General features: G+C 41.9%; 15 protein-coding genes and 2 pseudogenes. 5 read left to right on the top strand and 12 right to left on the bottom strand.

All coding sequences use genetic code 11. The annotated features are described in order from the left end of the window. The first annotated feature begins 175 nt into the window (after positions 1-175). The gene (gene sds / locus IQ224_RS15235) at positions 176-1,147 is read left to right on the top strand and encodes a solanesyl diphosphate synthase (protein ID WP_194033159.1); all 972 of its coding nucleotides are present in this window, start codon (positions 176-178) and stop codon (positions 1,145-1,147) included. Here sds and IQ224_RS15230 read toward each other — a convergent pair. Together IQ224_RS15230 and IQ224_RS25050 are read right to left on the bottom strand one after the other, a co-directional pair. Continuing rightward, positions 1,144-1,689, bottom strand: a complete 546-nt coding sequence (locus IQ224_RS15230; RefSeq protein ID WP_016517316.1) for a hypothetical protein — start codon at positions 1,687-1,689, stop codon at positions 1,144-1,146. The two genes, sds and IQ224_RS15230, sit on opposite strands and share 4 nt — an antisense overlap. Before the next feature lie 165 nt (positions 1,690-1,854). Then, positions 1,855-1,923: pseudogene (locus IQ224_RS25050) on the bottom strand ((2Fe-2S)-binding protein); the annotation flags it as partial. A gap of 62 nt (positions 1,924-1,985) precedes the next feature. On the opposite strand from IQ224_RS25050, the gene cimA reads away from it, so the two are divergent. Beyond that, complete coding sequence (gene cimA / locus IQ224_RS15225) at positions 1,986-3,626, top strand: citramalate synthase (RefSeq protein ID WP_194033158.1); 1,641 nt, start codon at positions 1,986-1,988, stop codon at positions 3,624-3,626. A 383-nt stretch (positions 3,627-4,009) separates the two neighbouring features. Here the strand turns inward: cimA and IQ224_RS15220 are convergent, their stop codons facing one another. The 8 genes from IQ224_RS15220 to pilM form a co-directional block, all read right to left on the bottom strand. Beyond that, positions 4,010-4,504 carry a hypothetical protein gene (locus IQ224_RS15220; RefSeq protein WP_036403222.1) on the bottom strand — a complete coding sequence of 165 codons (495 nt, stop codon included), beginning with the start codon at positions 4,502-4,504 and terminating at the stop codon, positions 4,010-4,012. A gap of 147 nt (positions 4,505-4,651) precedes the next feature. Then, entirely contained in the window at positions 4,652-5,890 is a 1,239-nt protein-coding gene (locus IQ224_RS15215; protein WP_002749353.1) for an RNA-guided endonuclease TnpB family protein, read from the bottom strand. Then, positions 5,862-6,455 carry an IS607 family transposase gene (locus IQ224_RS15210; protein WP_002749355.1) on the bottom strand — a complete coding sequence of 198 codons (594 nt, stop codon included), beginning with the start codon at positions 6,453-6,455 and terminating at the stop codon, positions 5,862-5,864. Before IQ224_RS15210 ends, IQ224_RS15215 begins: the two co-directional genes overlap by 29 nt. Before the next feature lie 35 nt (positions 6,456-6,490). After that, positions 6,491-6,955 (bottom strand): type II toxin-antitoxin system VapC family toxin, encoded by a 465-nt coding sequence (locus IQ224_RS15205; protein ID WP_080612767.1) that lies wholly within the window; start codon positions 6,953-6,955, stop codon positions 6,491-6,493. Further along, the gene (locus IQ224_RS15200) at positions 6,952-7,194 is read right to left on the bottom strand and encodes a hypothetical protein (RefSeq protein ID WP_194033157.1); all 243 of its coding nucleotides are present in this window, start codon (positions 7,192-7,194) and stop codon (positions 6,952-6,954) included. Before IQ224_RS15200 ends, IQ224_RS15205 begins: the two co-directional genes overlap by 4 nt. 289 nt (positions 7,195-7,483) lie before the next feature. After that, complete coding sequence (locus tag IQ224_RS15195) at positions 7,484-7,948, bottom strand: hypothetical protein (RefSeq protein WP_002749361.1); 465 nt, start codon at positions 7,946-7,948, stop codon at positions 7,484-7,486. Positions 7,949-8,012: 64 nt separating this feature from the next. After that, positions 8,013-8,792, bottom strand: a complete 780-nt coding sequence (locus IQ224_RS15190) for an ABC transporter permease (protein ID WP_002749362.1) — start codon at positions 8,790-8,792, stop codon at positions 8,013-8,015. Between the two features lie 596 nt (positions 8,793-9,388). Beyond that, positions 9,389-10,516, bottom strand: a complete 1,128-nt coding sequence (gene pilM, locus IQ224_RS15185) for a type IV pilus assembly protein PilM (protein WP_194033156.1) — start codon at positions 10,514-10,516, stop codon at positions 9,389-9,391. Positions 10,517-11,024: 508 nt separating this feature from the next. Here pilM and ilvC point away from each other — a divergent pair. After that, complete coding sequence (gene ilvC, locus IQ224_RS15180; protein ID WP_194033155.1) at positions 11,025-12,017, top strand: ketol-acid reductoisomerase; 993 nt, start codon at positions 11,025-11,027, stop codon at positions 12,015-12,017. A gap of 118 nt (positions 12,018-12,135) precedes the next feature. Here the strand turns inward: ilvC and IQ224_RS15175 are convergent. Beyond that, a pseudogene (locus tag IQ224_RS15175) lies at positions 12,136-12,801 on the bottom strand (hypothetical protein); the annotation flags it as partial. A 261-nt stretch (positions 12,802-13,062) separates the two neighbouring features. Beyond that, a complete protein-coding gene (locus IQ224_RS15170) occupies positions 13,063-13,209 on the bottom strand; it encodes a hypothetical protein (protein ID WP_194033160.1) in 147 nt (48 codons plus the stop codon). Positions 13,210-13,512: 303 nt separating this feature from the next. Between IQ224_RS15170 and IQ224_RS15165 the strand changes: the two genes are divergently transcribed. Further along, positions 13,513-13,797, top strand: a complete 285-nt coding sequence (locus tag IQ224_RS15165) for a hypothetical protein (protein ID WP_002749370.1) — start codon at positions 13,513-13,515, stop codon at positions 13,795-13,797. 63 nt (positions 13,798-13,860) lie between these two features. Further along, positions 13,861-14,637 (top strand): M48 family metallopeptidase, encoded by a 777-nt coding sequence (locus IQ224_RS15160; protein WP_002749372.1) that lies wholly within the window; start codon positions 13,861-13,863, stop codon positions 14,635-14,637. Positions 14,638-14,950: the final 313 nt, after the last annotated feature.

Raw genomic sequence — 14,950 nt, 5'->3', positions numbered from 1 at the left:
GTGTGGGGGGAGATGGGGAAATTTCAACTAATACCCCAAAACCCCAACCTCCAACCCCTCACTGTTTACTGATCACTGATCACTGATGCTTCCCCTTCCCTAGTCTGGACGGTTAGCTTAAAATAAATGTAAGGATATGTAAACTTTCGTAACTATCTCGCCAATTGGCTAACCAATGATCCCAACAACTTCTTTATTCGCACCCGTTGACGATGATCTCCGTCTTTTGACCGATAACTTAAAAAATCTCGTCGGCGCTCGTCATCCCATTTTAGCGGCGGCAGCAGAACATTTGTTCGAGGCTGGTGGTAAACGCGTTCGACCGGCGATCGTGTTGCTGGTATCTCGCGCTACTATGTTAGACCGGGATATCACTCCCCGTCATCGTCGATTAGCGGAAATCACGGAGATGATCCACACTGCCAGTCTTGTCCATGATGATGTGGTAGATGAGGCAGAATTGCGGCGCAGTGTTCCCACCGTTAACAGTTTATTTGACAATCGCGTGGCGGTTTTAGCGGGGGATTTTCTCTTCGCTCAATCCTCTTGGTATCTAGCTAATTTAGATAATTTAGAAGTGGTAAAATTACTCTCAGAAGTGATTCGCGATTTTGCTGAAGGGGAAATTCAACAGGGAATTAATCGCTTTGATACCAGTATCTCCCTGGAAGCTTATCTAGAAAAAAGTTACTACAAAACTGCTTCTTTAATTGCCAATAGTGCCAAAGCCGCTGGGGTATTAAGCGAGCAATCGGCTGAAGTTAATCATCATTTATATAATTATGGTCGCAATTTAGGATTAGCTTTTCAAATCGTCGATGATATTCTCGATTTTACCTCCCCCACAGAAGTATTAGGAAAACCCTCTGGCTCCGATTTGATCAGTGGTAATATCACTGCTCCTGCTCTCTTTGCCATGAAGGAAAATCCCTATATAGAAGTGTTGATCGAACGGGAATTTAGTCAGGAAGGAGACATCGAAAAAGCTCTTGATTTTATTCACTCTAGCCAAGGGATTCCTCGCTCAAAAGAGTTAGCCAGTCAATACGGTCAAAGTGCCTTAAAACACCTTGACTGTTTAGCTTCTTCTCCCTCAAAAGAGGTGCTAATCGAGCTAGTGGATTACGTTTTGAGCCGAATTTATTAGGGAATAATAGTTCTCGCCGTAGCAATAGTCCACCCATCGACTAATAATAAAAATAGGGTGAGAATAAAAAGAATTCCATACATCCAAGGCTGAGAAAGGGGGCGAATATCGGTCATATCCAAGTTAGTTTTTTCCTCGATTATTTTGACCATGCGATTAAACCCCACTACTCGCATCGGTAATAAATAGGCTTTTTCCGCGGAGCGATCAAGGAAATAATAAACTAAACCACCCTGTCCCGTACTGCGACATTTAAGTTCTTTTATATCTGTCCAATTTAACCACCAACCAGAGCGAAGAAAAGCGGGAAACCATTGGGGATAGGTAACTTGTATCCCTGTCTCTGATAAAATCACTCTTTCACTTAAAGCTCCGTATAAAGCGATTAATCCTAAGCTGATTCCTAACCAAAGAAAATTGGGATTAACGGGGGAATTAGTGACTTTTGCTAAAAAGGGTAACGGGATGGTTAACGCCACATATAAACTTAATAAAGTTACCCGAATTATTGGTGATATCCGAAAAATTATTGTCTCGTTCATTTGATAACCTTAATCAGTAAACAGTGAACAGTAAACAGTGAACAGTAAACAGTAATCATTAATCAGTGAAAAGAAGGCTCCGAACTTGCCACTTAATACTCTAACACTTTAACACTTAATACTGTTGACTCAAAACTGACAACTGATAACTGATAACTGATAACTGATAACTGAACGAAGATTTTCACCTCGATCGCAGGTGATTGTTTGACCGTAAACTGTTATTCTAGGCATTAGGGGCGTGATTTTAAGTCGCTACAGTTATTAATTAATATTAACACCTATTGACTATTTCTATGAACAATGGTAAGCGCATTTGGGTCTATGACACTACTCTCCGGGATGGGGCCCAGCGAGAAGGTATTTCCCTCTCCCTGGAAGATAAAATTAAAATCGCCAGGGAATTAGATAGAATGGGCATTCCTTTTATCGAAGGCGGTTGGCCCGGCGCAAACCCTAGAGACGGTCAATTTTTCTGGAAACTGCACGAAGAACCCCTAAAACAAGCGGAATTAGTCGCTTTTTGTTCCACTCGTCGCCCCCATGTCGAAGCCCGAGAAGATCCGATGTTAACCGCCATTCTCGCCGCTAGAACCCGTTGGGTGACAATTTTCGGCAAATCTTGGGATCTGCACGTCACAGAGGGCTTAAAAACCAGTCTGGAGGAGAATTTAGCCATGATAGGAGATACGATCGAGTATCTACGCTGTCAGGGAAGACGAGTCATTTATGATGCCGAACATTGGTTTGATGGTTACAAAAATAACCCCGAATACGCCCTTTTAACCCTGAAAACCGCCAGGGCTGCCGGGGCCGAATGGTTAGTTTTCTGTGATACCAACGGTGGCACTTTACCCCAAGAAATCGCCCCTATTGTGGAGAAAGTGCGGGAGCAATTAGGTATCGATCCTGATAACGAAAATGGGACTAAATTAGGCATCCATGCCCATAATGACGCAGGAACCGCCGTAGCCAACTCCTTAGCGGCAGTCAACGAGGGCGCACGCATGATTCAAGGCACAATTAACGGTTATGGGGAACGCTGCGGCAATGCCAATTTATGTACTTTAATTCCCAATCTTCAGTTAAAAATGGGCTTTTCTTGCCTAGAAGAAAATCAATTAGGCCGATTGACGGGAACTAGCCGAAAAATCAGCGAAATGGTCAATTTAGCCCCGGATGATCATGCTCCCTTCGTCGGACGTTCCGCTTTTGCCCATAAAGGCGGAATTCACGTTTCTGCGGTGGCGAAAAATCCCCTCACCTACGAACATATTAATCCGGAAGCGATCGGGAATCAGCGCCGCATCGTCATTTCTGACCAATCGGGGTTAAGTAATGTCTTAGCGAAAGCGCGTAGTTTTGGCATCGATTTAAATAAAGATGATCCCACCTGTCGGCAAATATTGGAACGTTTAAAAATATTGGAAAGTCAGGGTTATCAATTTGAGGCAGCCGAAGCTAGTTTTGAGTTATTAATGCGGGAAGCTTTGGGACAGAGAAGCCACCTTTTTGAATTAAAAGGATTCCAAGTTTATTGTGATATGCTGCGGGATAGTGGTAATGCGATTGCAACAATTAAAGTACGGGTAAAAGAGGAAGATTTATTAGAAGTGGCCGAAGGTAACGGTCCAGTGGCCGCTTTAGATCGGGCTTTAAGAAAGGCTTTAGTCAAATTCTATCCCGAAATTGCTAACTTTCACCTGACCGATTATAAAGTGAGAATTCTCGATAGTGGTTCGGGGACGGCAGCGAAAACTAGGGTTTTAATCGAGTCCAGTAACGGTCAACAAAGATGGACTACTGTGGGAGTGTCTAGTAATATTTTAGAAGCTTCCTATCAAGCAGTAGTAGAAGGAATTGAGTACGGTTTATATCTGCTGCAAAACAATAAACTAGAATTATCGGGTCAATTTTGTCCTTTAGGGACAATTTAGGGAACAGTAATCAGTAATCAGTAATCAGTAATCAGTAATCAGTTATCAGTTATCAGTAATCAGTAATCAGTAATCAGTTATCAGTAATCAGTAATCAGTAATCAGTAATCAGTAATCAGTTATCAGTTATCAGTAATCAGTTATCAGTAATCAGTTATCAGTAATCAGTTATCAGTAATCAGTTATCAGTAATCAGTTATCAGTAATCAGTTATCAGTTATCAGTAATCAGTTATCAGTTATCAGTTATCAGTAATCAGTTATCAGTAATCAGTAATCAGTAATCAGTTATCAGTTATCAGTAATCAGTTATCAGTTATCAGTTATCAGATTTTTTGTCCCCACACCCCACTTCCTGCTCCCCTTTCTAGGATTAAATAACCGTTAGGATAATAATCGGGTAACAAAAGAATTTTGCCAACGACGAGCCAAGGCCCGTAGATACATATTAACGGGAAACTGATAATATTCGATAATTAACCAGAGTAAACAAATACCATGGCAAATAAAGGTTAAAATCGACCAAAATAGAGGCACCCATGACAGAGGACTCCCCTCGACTGGGGGAAAAAGATAGGCCCCCGTAGCCACGATTGCTGTGGGAAAAATCACAAATCCTAAACCGATAATTAAGTAAAAACCTGCTATCTCCATTCCTTCTCTCGGTAAACCCTGCCAATACTTACCATTCCAATACCAAGTTAAGGGTAATTGACTATCGGCCATTTTTAAAACCTGTTGTTCTAAATTAGCAGTAAAAATGTGTTGACAAAAGTTACAAGCATAGGCTTCCATGAGTGGTAAAGTGGCGATTTTACCATGGCGACAGACGGGACAAGAATAGGTATCGTGATAGTTTAATCGGGTTGGCTCAGTCATGGTAATGTGAGTGCGAGTAAAAAAGGCCATTGCAGATAATTAACTTTTCCCTATTGATAACGATTGAGTTATGCGGCGCTCGCCAACACTATGGCTCATTAGTATCAAACGGGTTCAAATCTTGTGGATGAGTTATGGTAATAGTTACTAATTCTGTACGCAAATATTGCATCTAGAATTAGCTTTGTACGCTTTGACCCGTACTGGGTTAACTACGAACCTCTCTATCGGATTCCCGCTAAAGGCGGCCTCTCCGACTACCTTTCTTCCAATATTTAAGGAACCATTAATATCTGCTCCATAGAAATAACCCGACGAGCTTCTGAATAGTCCTCTTTTAATTCTCTTGCCTAAATAGCTTTTTTGCTTTTGAATAGACTCTAAGTCCAAGAAACTACATTTAGAGGTATAGCTTTCATTAGTTGTTTTGACCTCTATTCCTACTAAATTTGCTTTATAGGTAAGTTGTTCGATAAACCTTGAATGAGGAATATTTACGAATGACTGGTTATTTCTATCTCCAATATTAATGTTTTGTTTCCAGCCTTGATTATGACCAATAACTAAAAGGTTAATTTGATGAGCTAGTAATTTATCAATAATATATTTACTAGCGGTGTGGAGGTAATAATCCACCTGGCAATTACGCTTTAAAGTTAAACCTTGTATTCTTTTACTGGTCTTCTGGAGACTGGGTAATTCCGATTTGAGTTTAGCTAGTGTCTTGTTGTACTTTCGATTGCAGGATTTTAAGGCTTTTCCACATACTAAAGTTGGCTGAAATTCGGGAATATTAGAGGTAACAGCAGCTAGGTTATTTAAGCCTAAATCGATAAAAGCATATCTTTCTCCCTCTTGACTTGATGAGGATGGTTGTTCATAGACAATCTCTAAACAATAAGCACCCAATTTAGGAATAATCCTGACCTCTAAGACTTCCTTTAAATTAGTTTTAAATTCTAAATTAGTCCCTGATAGCTTGATTAAACCTTGCTTCAACGCTTTTTTAGAAATGGCTTGATAGTTATAAGTTAAAACGTTTCTACCTTTTTCCTTGTCTTTGTATCTTGGCAACTTAGGCTCTCCTGTAAATTTATCTGGCGATTTTTTGTATTGTTCTTTCGCTTTTTGGTAGGATTTAAAGGTTTTTTCTACTTGCTTTAATACTAACTGACTTACTTTGGCGGGTAAGGCTTGATAATCTGGACTCATTTTTAAGGCATGATGTAACTCAGTCATTGTTAAAAATGGTTGATGTGAAAAGAAAACTTGACGGTTTAAATAAATAGCACAATTATACAGATTCTTCGATAAAAATCCTAATTTATCAATTACTGAATAATTTTTGTGATTAAATTTAATTAGATGTTTTTGAACTAATTTCATCATTCTCCTCAAGGCATTTAATTAAACATTCTATCTTTCTATTTCGTTGTCTTAATGAGTATAATCGAGCGCAAAATGAGGTAATTATGCTCAGGAAGTCTTGCATTAAATCGTCTTTTCTTTCTTCTGCTAGATTAACGACCTCTATATCTCTATTTGTTTGAGTTAAAAGAACTTTCAGATAATTAAACCCTACTCTGCTTAAACGATCTTTATGTTCTATGACAATCAAATTATAATCAGTTTGTTCTAGAAGTTTTAATAATAGCTTTCGATGATCATTGACTCCACTTCCTACTTCTTTAACTACTCGAACAATTTGATAGCCTTTCGCAATACAATAAGCTTCCAATCTTTTTGCCTGAGTCTCTAAGTTAGATTGATTTTCTGAACTAGAAACTCGCGCATAAATAGCTACTTTATTTTCACCGCAAGAACGGTCATCTTCAAAAATAATAATTGTTCCTGTAGGAAGACGTTCTCCTTGTAACTGCCCTCGATTCCACATTCTCCAAGCAGTGTCATAACTGATCCCTTTTTTCTTAGCATAATCTGATAGTTTCATGTGAACTGCAACGTAAACTTGTACTAACCATAATATTAGCAGTTGTTTGCAGTCATTTGCATATATTTTTTACAAAACTTTACAATACTTGATATACCCGCAAAATCACTGGGATTAAAGGTCAACAGATGTGTAATTTCATTGGCAAGCATAGCCGCAACGAGACGAACATCATGAGTGCGTTTACCCATCACTCTGTTAGTTGTGACTAAGTTCAGCCAATTTGTAAAAATCTGCCGAGATTCTGCCAAGACTGGAAAACGAGCGAGAAGTTGATCTATCATGCTTCTGGTTTGTTCTACAGACCAACCCAAACCATTGACTTCAGTTGGTCTGGTGGCAACAACCCAAAACTCAATTATTACTTGTGTCGCAAGGAAACATTCATCTGATTGCATGAGCAGACGAGAAACTGCATTGGTTGCCAGCTTATGCTGTAGGTCGGAACAATTGCACAATCGCATAACAATATTAGTGTCAAGTAAATATCTCGTCATCATTCGTAAATACTATCGCGACTAAAGGCTTCATCTCCTAGACTCGGACTATCTTTGGGAAGTTGTAACACCCATTCACGCAATTCCCTAGCTCTCTGGGATGGTGTTGCTCTTTGCCAAAGCGGAACAGACGATGGGACTTGTCCAGACTGAAACTCAAGGTCGGCTATGAAATCAGCAATCTTTTTCAGTTGATCATCGTTTAGTTTATCTAATTCTTTCTTAAGATCTTCTCGCACCATAGGTCGGTTTTGAGAAAATAGACACTCTCTATAGTAACCGATATGCTCCTAGCCGTTTGGCTCAGGTGCTTGTTTATACGATCGGCTCTAAATAATCTCCCTGATTAGGCTAGACTCAAGTTGCCAGCTTAAAAAGTCTCTGGTGGTAATGCTAAATCTCGTTATTACAGACTGATTATCTATTTCTCCTTTTGCCTATTGCAAGAGTGCCTATTGCCTCTCCTGATATGTAGCCTATACTCAACGGATTTAGTATGACATCTAATTCGCCTTGATTAAGGATAACTAATTAAGCAAGATTGGCAGGAATTGTCCCCAGTTTTTGTAGTTGTTTTTCAATATTAGCCTTTAATTGGATACGGGAGATTTCTTTTCCTGTTTGAGCGGTGTGTGCATTTTCCAGAAAAATAATACTATCTACTTTTTCTACGGCAAATAATTGGAATAAAAGATGGGTTACGGGAATCAGGAGCGTTGATAGGGGTGAATTAGCAGTATTTTGGGCAGATATGGCCATTTTTTCCGTAGCAAAAGCATAGATCACCCTTTTTTCCTGTTCTGGCTGCTGCCGATGAGCTAAGGTGGTTAGTAACCAATCACCTTGGCTATTCTGAACTACATAGTATTGTAAATGTTTTAACTGTCTAGCAAAAGCTGCAAGGACGGGATTAACCGCTTCGTCCATGACCACGGTTGCCAGTCCGTAATTGACCGCTTCTCGACTTAAAATATGCAGTTGGGCCTTTAATTTCATGGCTAATCATCTCTATAAACTAATCGATGGCGATGACATTCATTCCTTGACTCGGCAACCCCATTTAAAATTGTCGTCGTGAAAAGATGAGGATGGAGATACCCAATAATAGACCAGTATAAACGAGACTGTAGAGGGCATTAGCGATTAAGACATCAGCACTAGGGAGCAAACCATAAACGGCCTCATTTCTAAAATTCAATCTTTCCAAATCTGGGAGAATTAGATAAATATTTTTGGTGATAGCGAGAATATTGGGATTTTTGCTGATTATACCCAATTGGATCAGATCTTTGCTGATGTGACCCATTAGATAGACCCCAAAAGTCATTAGCGTGGCTAAAATCGAACTGGTAAATACCCCAAAAGCGATCGCCACGGCTGCAATCAGAATTAATTCCAAACCGAGATAGAAAACCGAGACAATCAGGGGTAAAGCTTGAAAAGATACTTTCATCCCCAGCAACATCAGCAGGTAAATCACCAACATTACCCCCAACATCACCGCTAAAACCCCAGACAAACCCAAGTGTTTACCGAGGATAAATTCGGCCCGACTCAGGGGTTTAGGAATCAAAACTAAAATAGTTCTCTTGTCAATTTCCTGATTAATTAGCCCTGTACCCACAAAAATCGCGACAATTACCCCTAATAACCCGATAGCGGCTAATCCCAAGTCAAGAAAGATTTTTTGATGGGTTCCCACCGCAATTTCTGGTAATAAACGCCAAGCGAAGGCCATCAACAAGGCAAAAAACCCGATAAAGTAAAGAATGCGATCGCGAATAACCTCGCGAAAACTGTTAGCTGCGATTGCCCAGATTCTCAGGATGCTGATACCCATAGCCTTTCATCAAAAGAACTCTTGCCAATCAATTATATGTTATGGTCGTGGGTTAACTAATTTTCCCCAAAAAATTAGTTAGTTCATTTGTTATGAATGAAAACCTGAAGTTTAACTTTTAACCCAAAACTCTTTAGATATGCTTTAATTTGGTTGTCAAAACCTCTTTATTTAGGGTTTGCTGAAAAAGTTTGTTGGTGGGGTTAGGAGTGAGTAGCCGGTCGTCAGGAGTCGGGAGTCGGGAGTCGGGAGTTTCAGGCTTTGTTGCCCTGCTTCTTTGTACCAGTTTATGTACTAAAAAAATAATAAGGCCAGGTTTTTGAATGTCCCAATCCGATTTTCGCAACATGAACATTGGATTTTAACAGGTCAAAAGCCTTATTTTAAAAGGGTTTTACTATTATTCAGCCAACCCTAATTAGTAGCGTATGTGAGTGTATGTTAACAAAACGTGGCTCTTCTCGACTTTGTGTGATAATTTTTGCTTATGGAATCGTGAAATGCTTATCGGGTAACACTTTTAGGACTATTTTGTCGAAGAAACTATCAGTATAGACCTCGTTTCCACACAGAAACCAGAAGAGCCAAAACGTTAGCTAATTGTCAACCTCCCGCAATCCTAAACCGAGGACTGTTCCTAAACCAGGTCTTTCGGCATTAGGAATCTCTTGAGTTGTATCTAAGTTCAGTGATGTGATGGGATCGATTACCGTGGTGGGGACGTTGAGACGTTGAGTAAAATATTCGTCTAGTTGCGCTAAACCGCCCCCGGGACCGGCTAAAAGTAACTGGACAATTTCCATTTCCAGTTCATCACTTTGGTTAAGATAGAAATTAATCGATCGCCGCAATTCATCGGTTAATTCCCCTAAAACCCGCATCAGTGCCGCAATCCCGGCGGTAGTAAAGGTTCTGGAAGCACCGGTATTGGTGTCAAGACTATCAAAGGCAGTGATCGGGATTGTCATCCCCAAAAGAATCTCAGGACTGCGGGGGGTGGGCAAATTCATCGCCCTGGAAATGGCGTTTTGTAGCTGGAAAGTGCCGATGGGGACAGTGCGGGAAAATTGGGGAACGCCGTCCACCACGATGGCAATTTCCGTGTTATCAAATTCTATATCGACAATAACGGTAGCTTCATTGGAACTAAACTGTCGCAACTGATCGCGAATCGTCCGAATTAGGGAAAAACTATTAATTTCTAGCACATCTACCTGTAATCCTGCCCGTTGCAGGGTTTCCATATAGGCATCGGTGATCTCCCGACGAGTAGCTACCAGCAAAACCTGCACCTTTTCGATCCCGTCTTCATCCTGAAAGTAGCCCAGTTTTTGGTAGTCGATATCCACTTCCTCCCGCGGATAGGGAAGGTATAAATTAGCTTCATGATTTAAGACCAGATCGCGCAATTCCTCATCGTCCAATTCCGAGGGAATAGGGATAATCCGGATAATTGACTCGCGCATGGGGACAGCAGTAGCGACTCGTTTGCTAGTAATTTTATTTTCCTTGAGGACTTCTTGGATTAATTCCGCTAAAGCGACGGAATCGACGATTTTTCCCTCCTCAAAGATGCCTTCTGGGATATCCGACGAACAACATTTAACTAATTTATAATTTTGTTTCTGTTTGGCGATCTGAACCACGTTAAGACGCTCTGGGGTAATCTCTAACCCAATACCTTGAGTTTTTTTTGTCAATAGCTTCTTAAAAAAACTTACCATAGATTTTCTGGGGCAGCTCTAAGGGAATTGGTGATCAACAAAGCCAATAATCTTGATCTTTTCACCTGATTTTATTTAGTATCGATCAAGGCAGTAAATCAGTCTATCAACGATCCTAACTGGGTAATTTACCCAGAACAGGTGAAAATCGAGGGGGGGAGAAGCTATTTCTGCACTAATATTAACCTGATTATCTGTGTTCAGACCGAGGTTAATCCTAACTGGATAGGAGCAGAGGAAGCAGCTATTGATGATGATATTGTAATCAATTTTGGTGAAAGAACCAAGTCCAAGCTAAAAATTGGCCATTATCCCCCCCTTCTGCTCCACTAGATCAAGTCAGCTTTCCCTAGTTAGAGTACCCAAATATCTCGAGAAAATTTGAATTTTCTCGACACTATTTTTTCTTGACTCCTAGAAATAGGCGATCAAATGCTTCTGACGGGCGTGATTTTCGCGTATAATTAGGAGTTTGCACAGTGACAAAAAAATTTAAGGAGCGAGTTCGATGGCACGAATGTACTATGATGAGGATGCCAATTTAGACTTATTAGCGGGGAAAACGATCGCTATTATTGGTTATGGTTCCCAGGGTCATGCCCACGCATTAAATCTCAAGGATAGTGGCGTTAATGTGATTGTTGGTCTATATCCCGGCAGTAAATCGGCCATCAAAGCCAAAGAAGCCGGTATTCCGGTTTATGATGTGGCCGAAGCCGCTAAAATTGCCGACTGGATCATGATCCTCTTACCGGATGAAGTGCAGAAAACGATTTATCTCCACGAAATTGCCCCGAATTTAAGCGCAGGCAAGGTGTTATCTTTTGCCCACGGCTTTAATATTCATTTCGGTCAAGTGGTTCCCCCGGATAATGTCGATGTGGTTATGGTTGCCCCCAAAGGACCGGGCCATCTCGTCCGTCGCACCTACGAACAAGGTCAAGGGGTCCCCTGTTTATTCGCCGTCTATCAAGATGCTACCGGCCAAGCACGCGATCGGGCAATGGCCTACGCTAAAGGTATTGGTGGCACTCGGGCCGGGGTTTTGGAAACCACTTTCCGCGAGGAGACAGAAACCGACCTTTTTGGCGAACAAGCAGTATTATGCGGCGGTTTAAGTGCTTTAATTAAAGCTGGCTTTGAAACCCTCGTAGAAGCAGGTTATCAGCCCGAATTAGCCTATTTTGAGTGTTTACATGAGGTAAAACTGATCGTCGATCTGATCGTCGAGGGCGGTTTAGCCAAAATGCGCGATAGTATTTCCAATACAGCCGAGTACGGTGACTACACTCGCGGTCCGCGGGTGGTGACGGAAGCGACTAAGGCCGAAATGCGGAAAATCCTCGGGGAAATTCAATCGGGACAATTCGCCAGAGAGTTTGTCCTCGAAAATCAAGCAGGTAAACCGGGGTTCACCGCTATGCGTCGTCAAGAAGCAGAACATTCGATCGAAGAAGTCGGCCAAGATCTGCGGGCGATGATGAGTTGGCTAAAACGCTAGTTCTCTTTTTTTTCGGTGTCGGGTTGGACGCAACCTGGCAATTCTTGCTGTTGAGTCCGCCCCTACACCCCACACCCCACACCCTGTCCCCAGGAAAAACTTTTTCAGCAGCTCCTACCTAGTAGATCGCCTCTCTTGATTTAACCAGACCGATCGCCCGTAAACCGGCAATCACACCACAACCGATCACCATACCGACGAGGGAACGAATCAGATTTTCTATGGGAACGATCCCAATTAAAGCGATCCAGACTTCTTCTGGCCAGTTAAAAATCGAGTAGGTAATGGCGACGGCTCCTAAATGGGAGAGGCCGCTGGCGGTCCAGGTACCCCCAAAAATTCCCGCCGCTACTAGGGCTAAATTGCTACCTTTGATCCAATGAGGAAAAAGAGTCCGGGTCGGTAGGATAAATAATACCAAAGCCGACCAATCGACGAAAGCGCCAGCAATAAAGACTTGTGGCGAAATGCCGTTCAGTCCGATCGCCCGGTTAGCGTAGATAAACAGGGGAATCAGAAAAATTAACGTCAATCCTAACCACCAATAACGGCGTTTTTTGCCTAAAACCATCGTTCCCGCCACAAAACTGGCTATAATTGCCCCAAAGACCGAAATAGCGGGAATTCCTGCCGTGTAGGGGGCAAGAAAAGCCCCAATTAAAGACCCAATGCCACTAGCGATCGCTCCAGAGATCGGGCCGAGTAACCAACCCAAGAGGGGAAAAACCGCTTGACTGAGGGGCATACTACCGCCGGAAGCGAGGACAATGGAGAAGGGAATAAACCCACATTCCGCACCCTAGTCGTTGAAATCAAAAGTTGCTCTAGCCCTTGTATAGTAAGACTTTTAGCGATTACTAAGAATTATGAAGTGTCACACTCTAGTCAGCGATCGCCAGCTTAATGAGAGTTTATCTCAATAATTTGGTATCAGAGCTATCAGATTTTTAGGGCTAATTGTGCATCTGCTAGACAAACAAATTAGCCTGTAATTCAGAGCCAGCAATCGTTTTGACGATTTGGATAAAATTTTCAATGTGACACTTTAGGGTGCGGAATGTGGGATAAAAGAAAGGGTAGTGACAATGGCGGCTAAGACAACAATATAGGCGATCGGGGCCCCATCAATAGCGGCACTACTGACAGCTTCTACTTTGCGTTCTTCCCCTTCGGGGATAATATCTAGGGTCATAGATGAAAGGGTAATTCTAACTTTTCTATCATCCTCTGGTTTTATCCGCTTCGGGCAGTTAATGGTCAACGTTATAGCAGCGGATTTGAGCAAGCGGAAAGGAGGCAGTCGCTGCATCCCCACCGGTGTACGCTCCTGTGGGGACTTCCTCTGCCCTATTTTCCTTGGCCAAGAATCTTAATGATATTTTAAGATTTTTTAAAAAACCGTCCTTGGCCGAGATGAACGTATATTCTATAGGGGAGCGAGTATAAGTTCTTATTCCCGTTCGATCGCGCCCCAATTCTCTGGAGATCAGCACCCATGCTTACTTTGCTCCGTTCTCTGCTATTTTCCACCCTATTAAGTTTTGTTGCTCCCGTCCTCTTGGTGGGTTCTATTTTAACTGCTTTATTGGCCACCAGTCACGTCCCCGGCTTTACTTGGGTTTCTCAGGCGGGTTTTAGCCAAATCCTGCAATTTTTAACCATTTTCGGTGACGGTTATCCCCTACAAGGAATGTTAACCATCGCTGTTACTTTTGCTTTTGTTGGCAGTTTATTCGATTTATTTAACTTTTACGTCTATCAAACCAATCGGGGACAGTAACAAACAAAGGCTGATAGACAATGTCTAGAATAAGAATGAGGTTTTTATGGGATCGAATCGTCTATGCGCCTTATTTTCTGCCGTTTTTGGCTATTAACAATAATTTCTCTGCTGCTCAGCCTGAGTATCGGGATTATCAATCCCCAAAACAGTTCCGCGCTCTCGTGGATGGATTTACTTTTTCGGGGTGTGCAAGTTATTCAACTCTCCACTATTTCTCCTCAGCAGGAAGTCGCCATCGGTAGGCAGATTAATCAAGGTTTATTAGAATCAGGTAAGGTGAAACTGTCCAAAGATGCCAGAATTAACCAATATGTCCAAGAAATCGGGCAGCAATTAGCGGCAACTAGCGATCGCCCTGACATTCCCTACACTTTTCAAGTGGTGCGCGACAATAGCATTAACGCTTTCGCAACTATGGGCGGATTTGTCTATTTACACACGGGATTGATTAAAACTACTGATAATGAGGCCGAATTAGCCAGCGTGATTGCCCATGAAATCGGCCATATCGTCGGTCGTCATTCTATCACCCAATTACGCAATACTGCCCTCGCCCAAGGACTTCTCAGTGCGGCGGGATTAGAGACAAAAAATTGGGTACAATTGGCGGTTAATCTCGCCTACAGTTTGCCAAACAGTCGCAAGGATGAATTAGAAGCGGACCGACTGGGTTTAACAAATTTGGCCAGGGCTGGTTATGAACCCACGGCAATGATCTCCTTTATGCAAAAATTAACACAACAGGGGGGTTCTACCCCGACAATTCTCAGCACCCATCCAGCTACAAACGATCGCATTTTGGCACTGCAAAAACAGCTTAATTCGGTTAATAACTGAACTTCCCCCAGACATTATTCTTCTCCCGAATGGCGATCGCTATTCCCCGGCTCTCATGACTTTTTGTTGGGTTTCCTTGGGTCAACCCAACCGGTTTAGCGGTGGGCGTTCTCTAGAGGCTAAAATCGATATATTTCCCCACGAAAATTTAGTTAGGACTTGCTGAATAAATCTAAAAACCTTGTTGGGTAAGACTTTTAGACTTTTTGTCAATCAAAAAGTACCAAATATGGGAGTGATCGGGGGGAAAATTCAGGGACTTTTCCCTGAAAATTAGGTAATTGACCCCCTCAAAATCGGTAAAACCCTACAC

Source organism: Microcystis sp. LEGE 00066, from assembly GCF_015207925.1.
GTDB classification, from domain to species: domain Bacteria; phylum Cyanobacteriota; class Cyanobacteriia; order Cyanobacteriales; family Microcystaceae; genus Microcystis; species Microcystis ichthyoblabe_A.
Note: the sequence above shows the minus strand (reverse complement) of the source record. Positions and strands in the feature narration are given on the sequence as shown.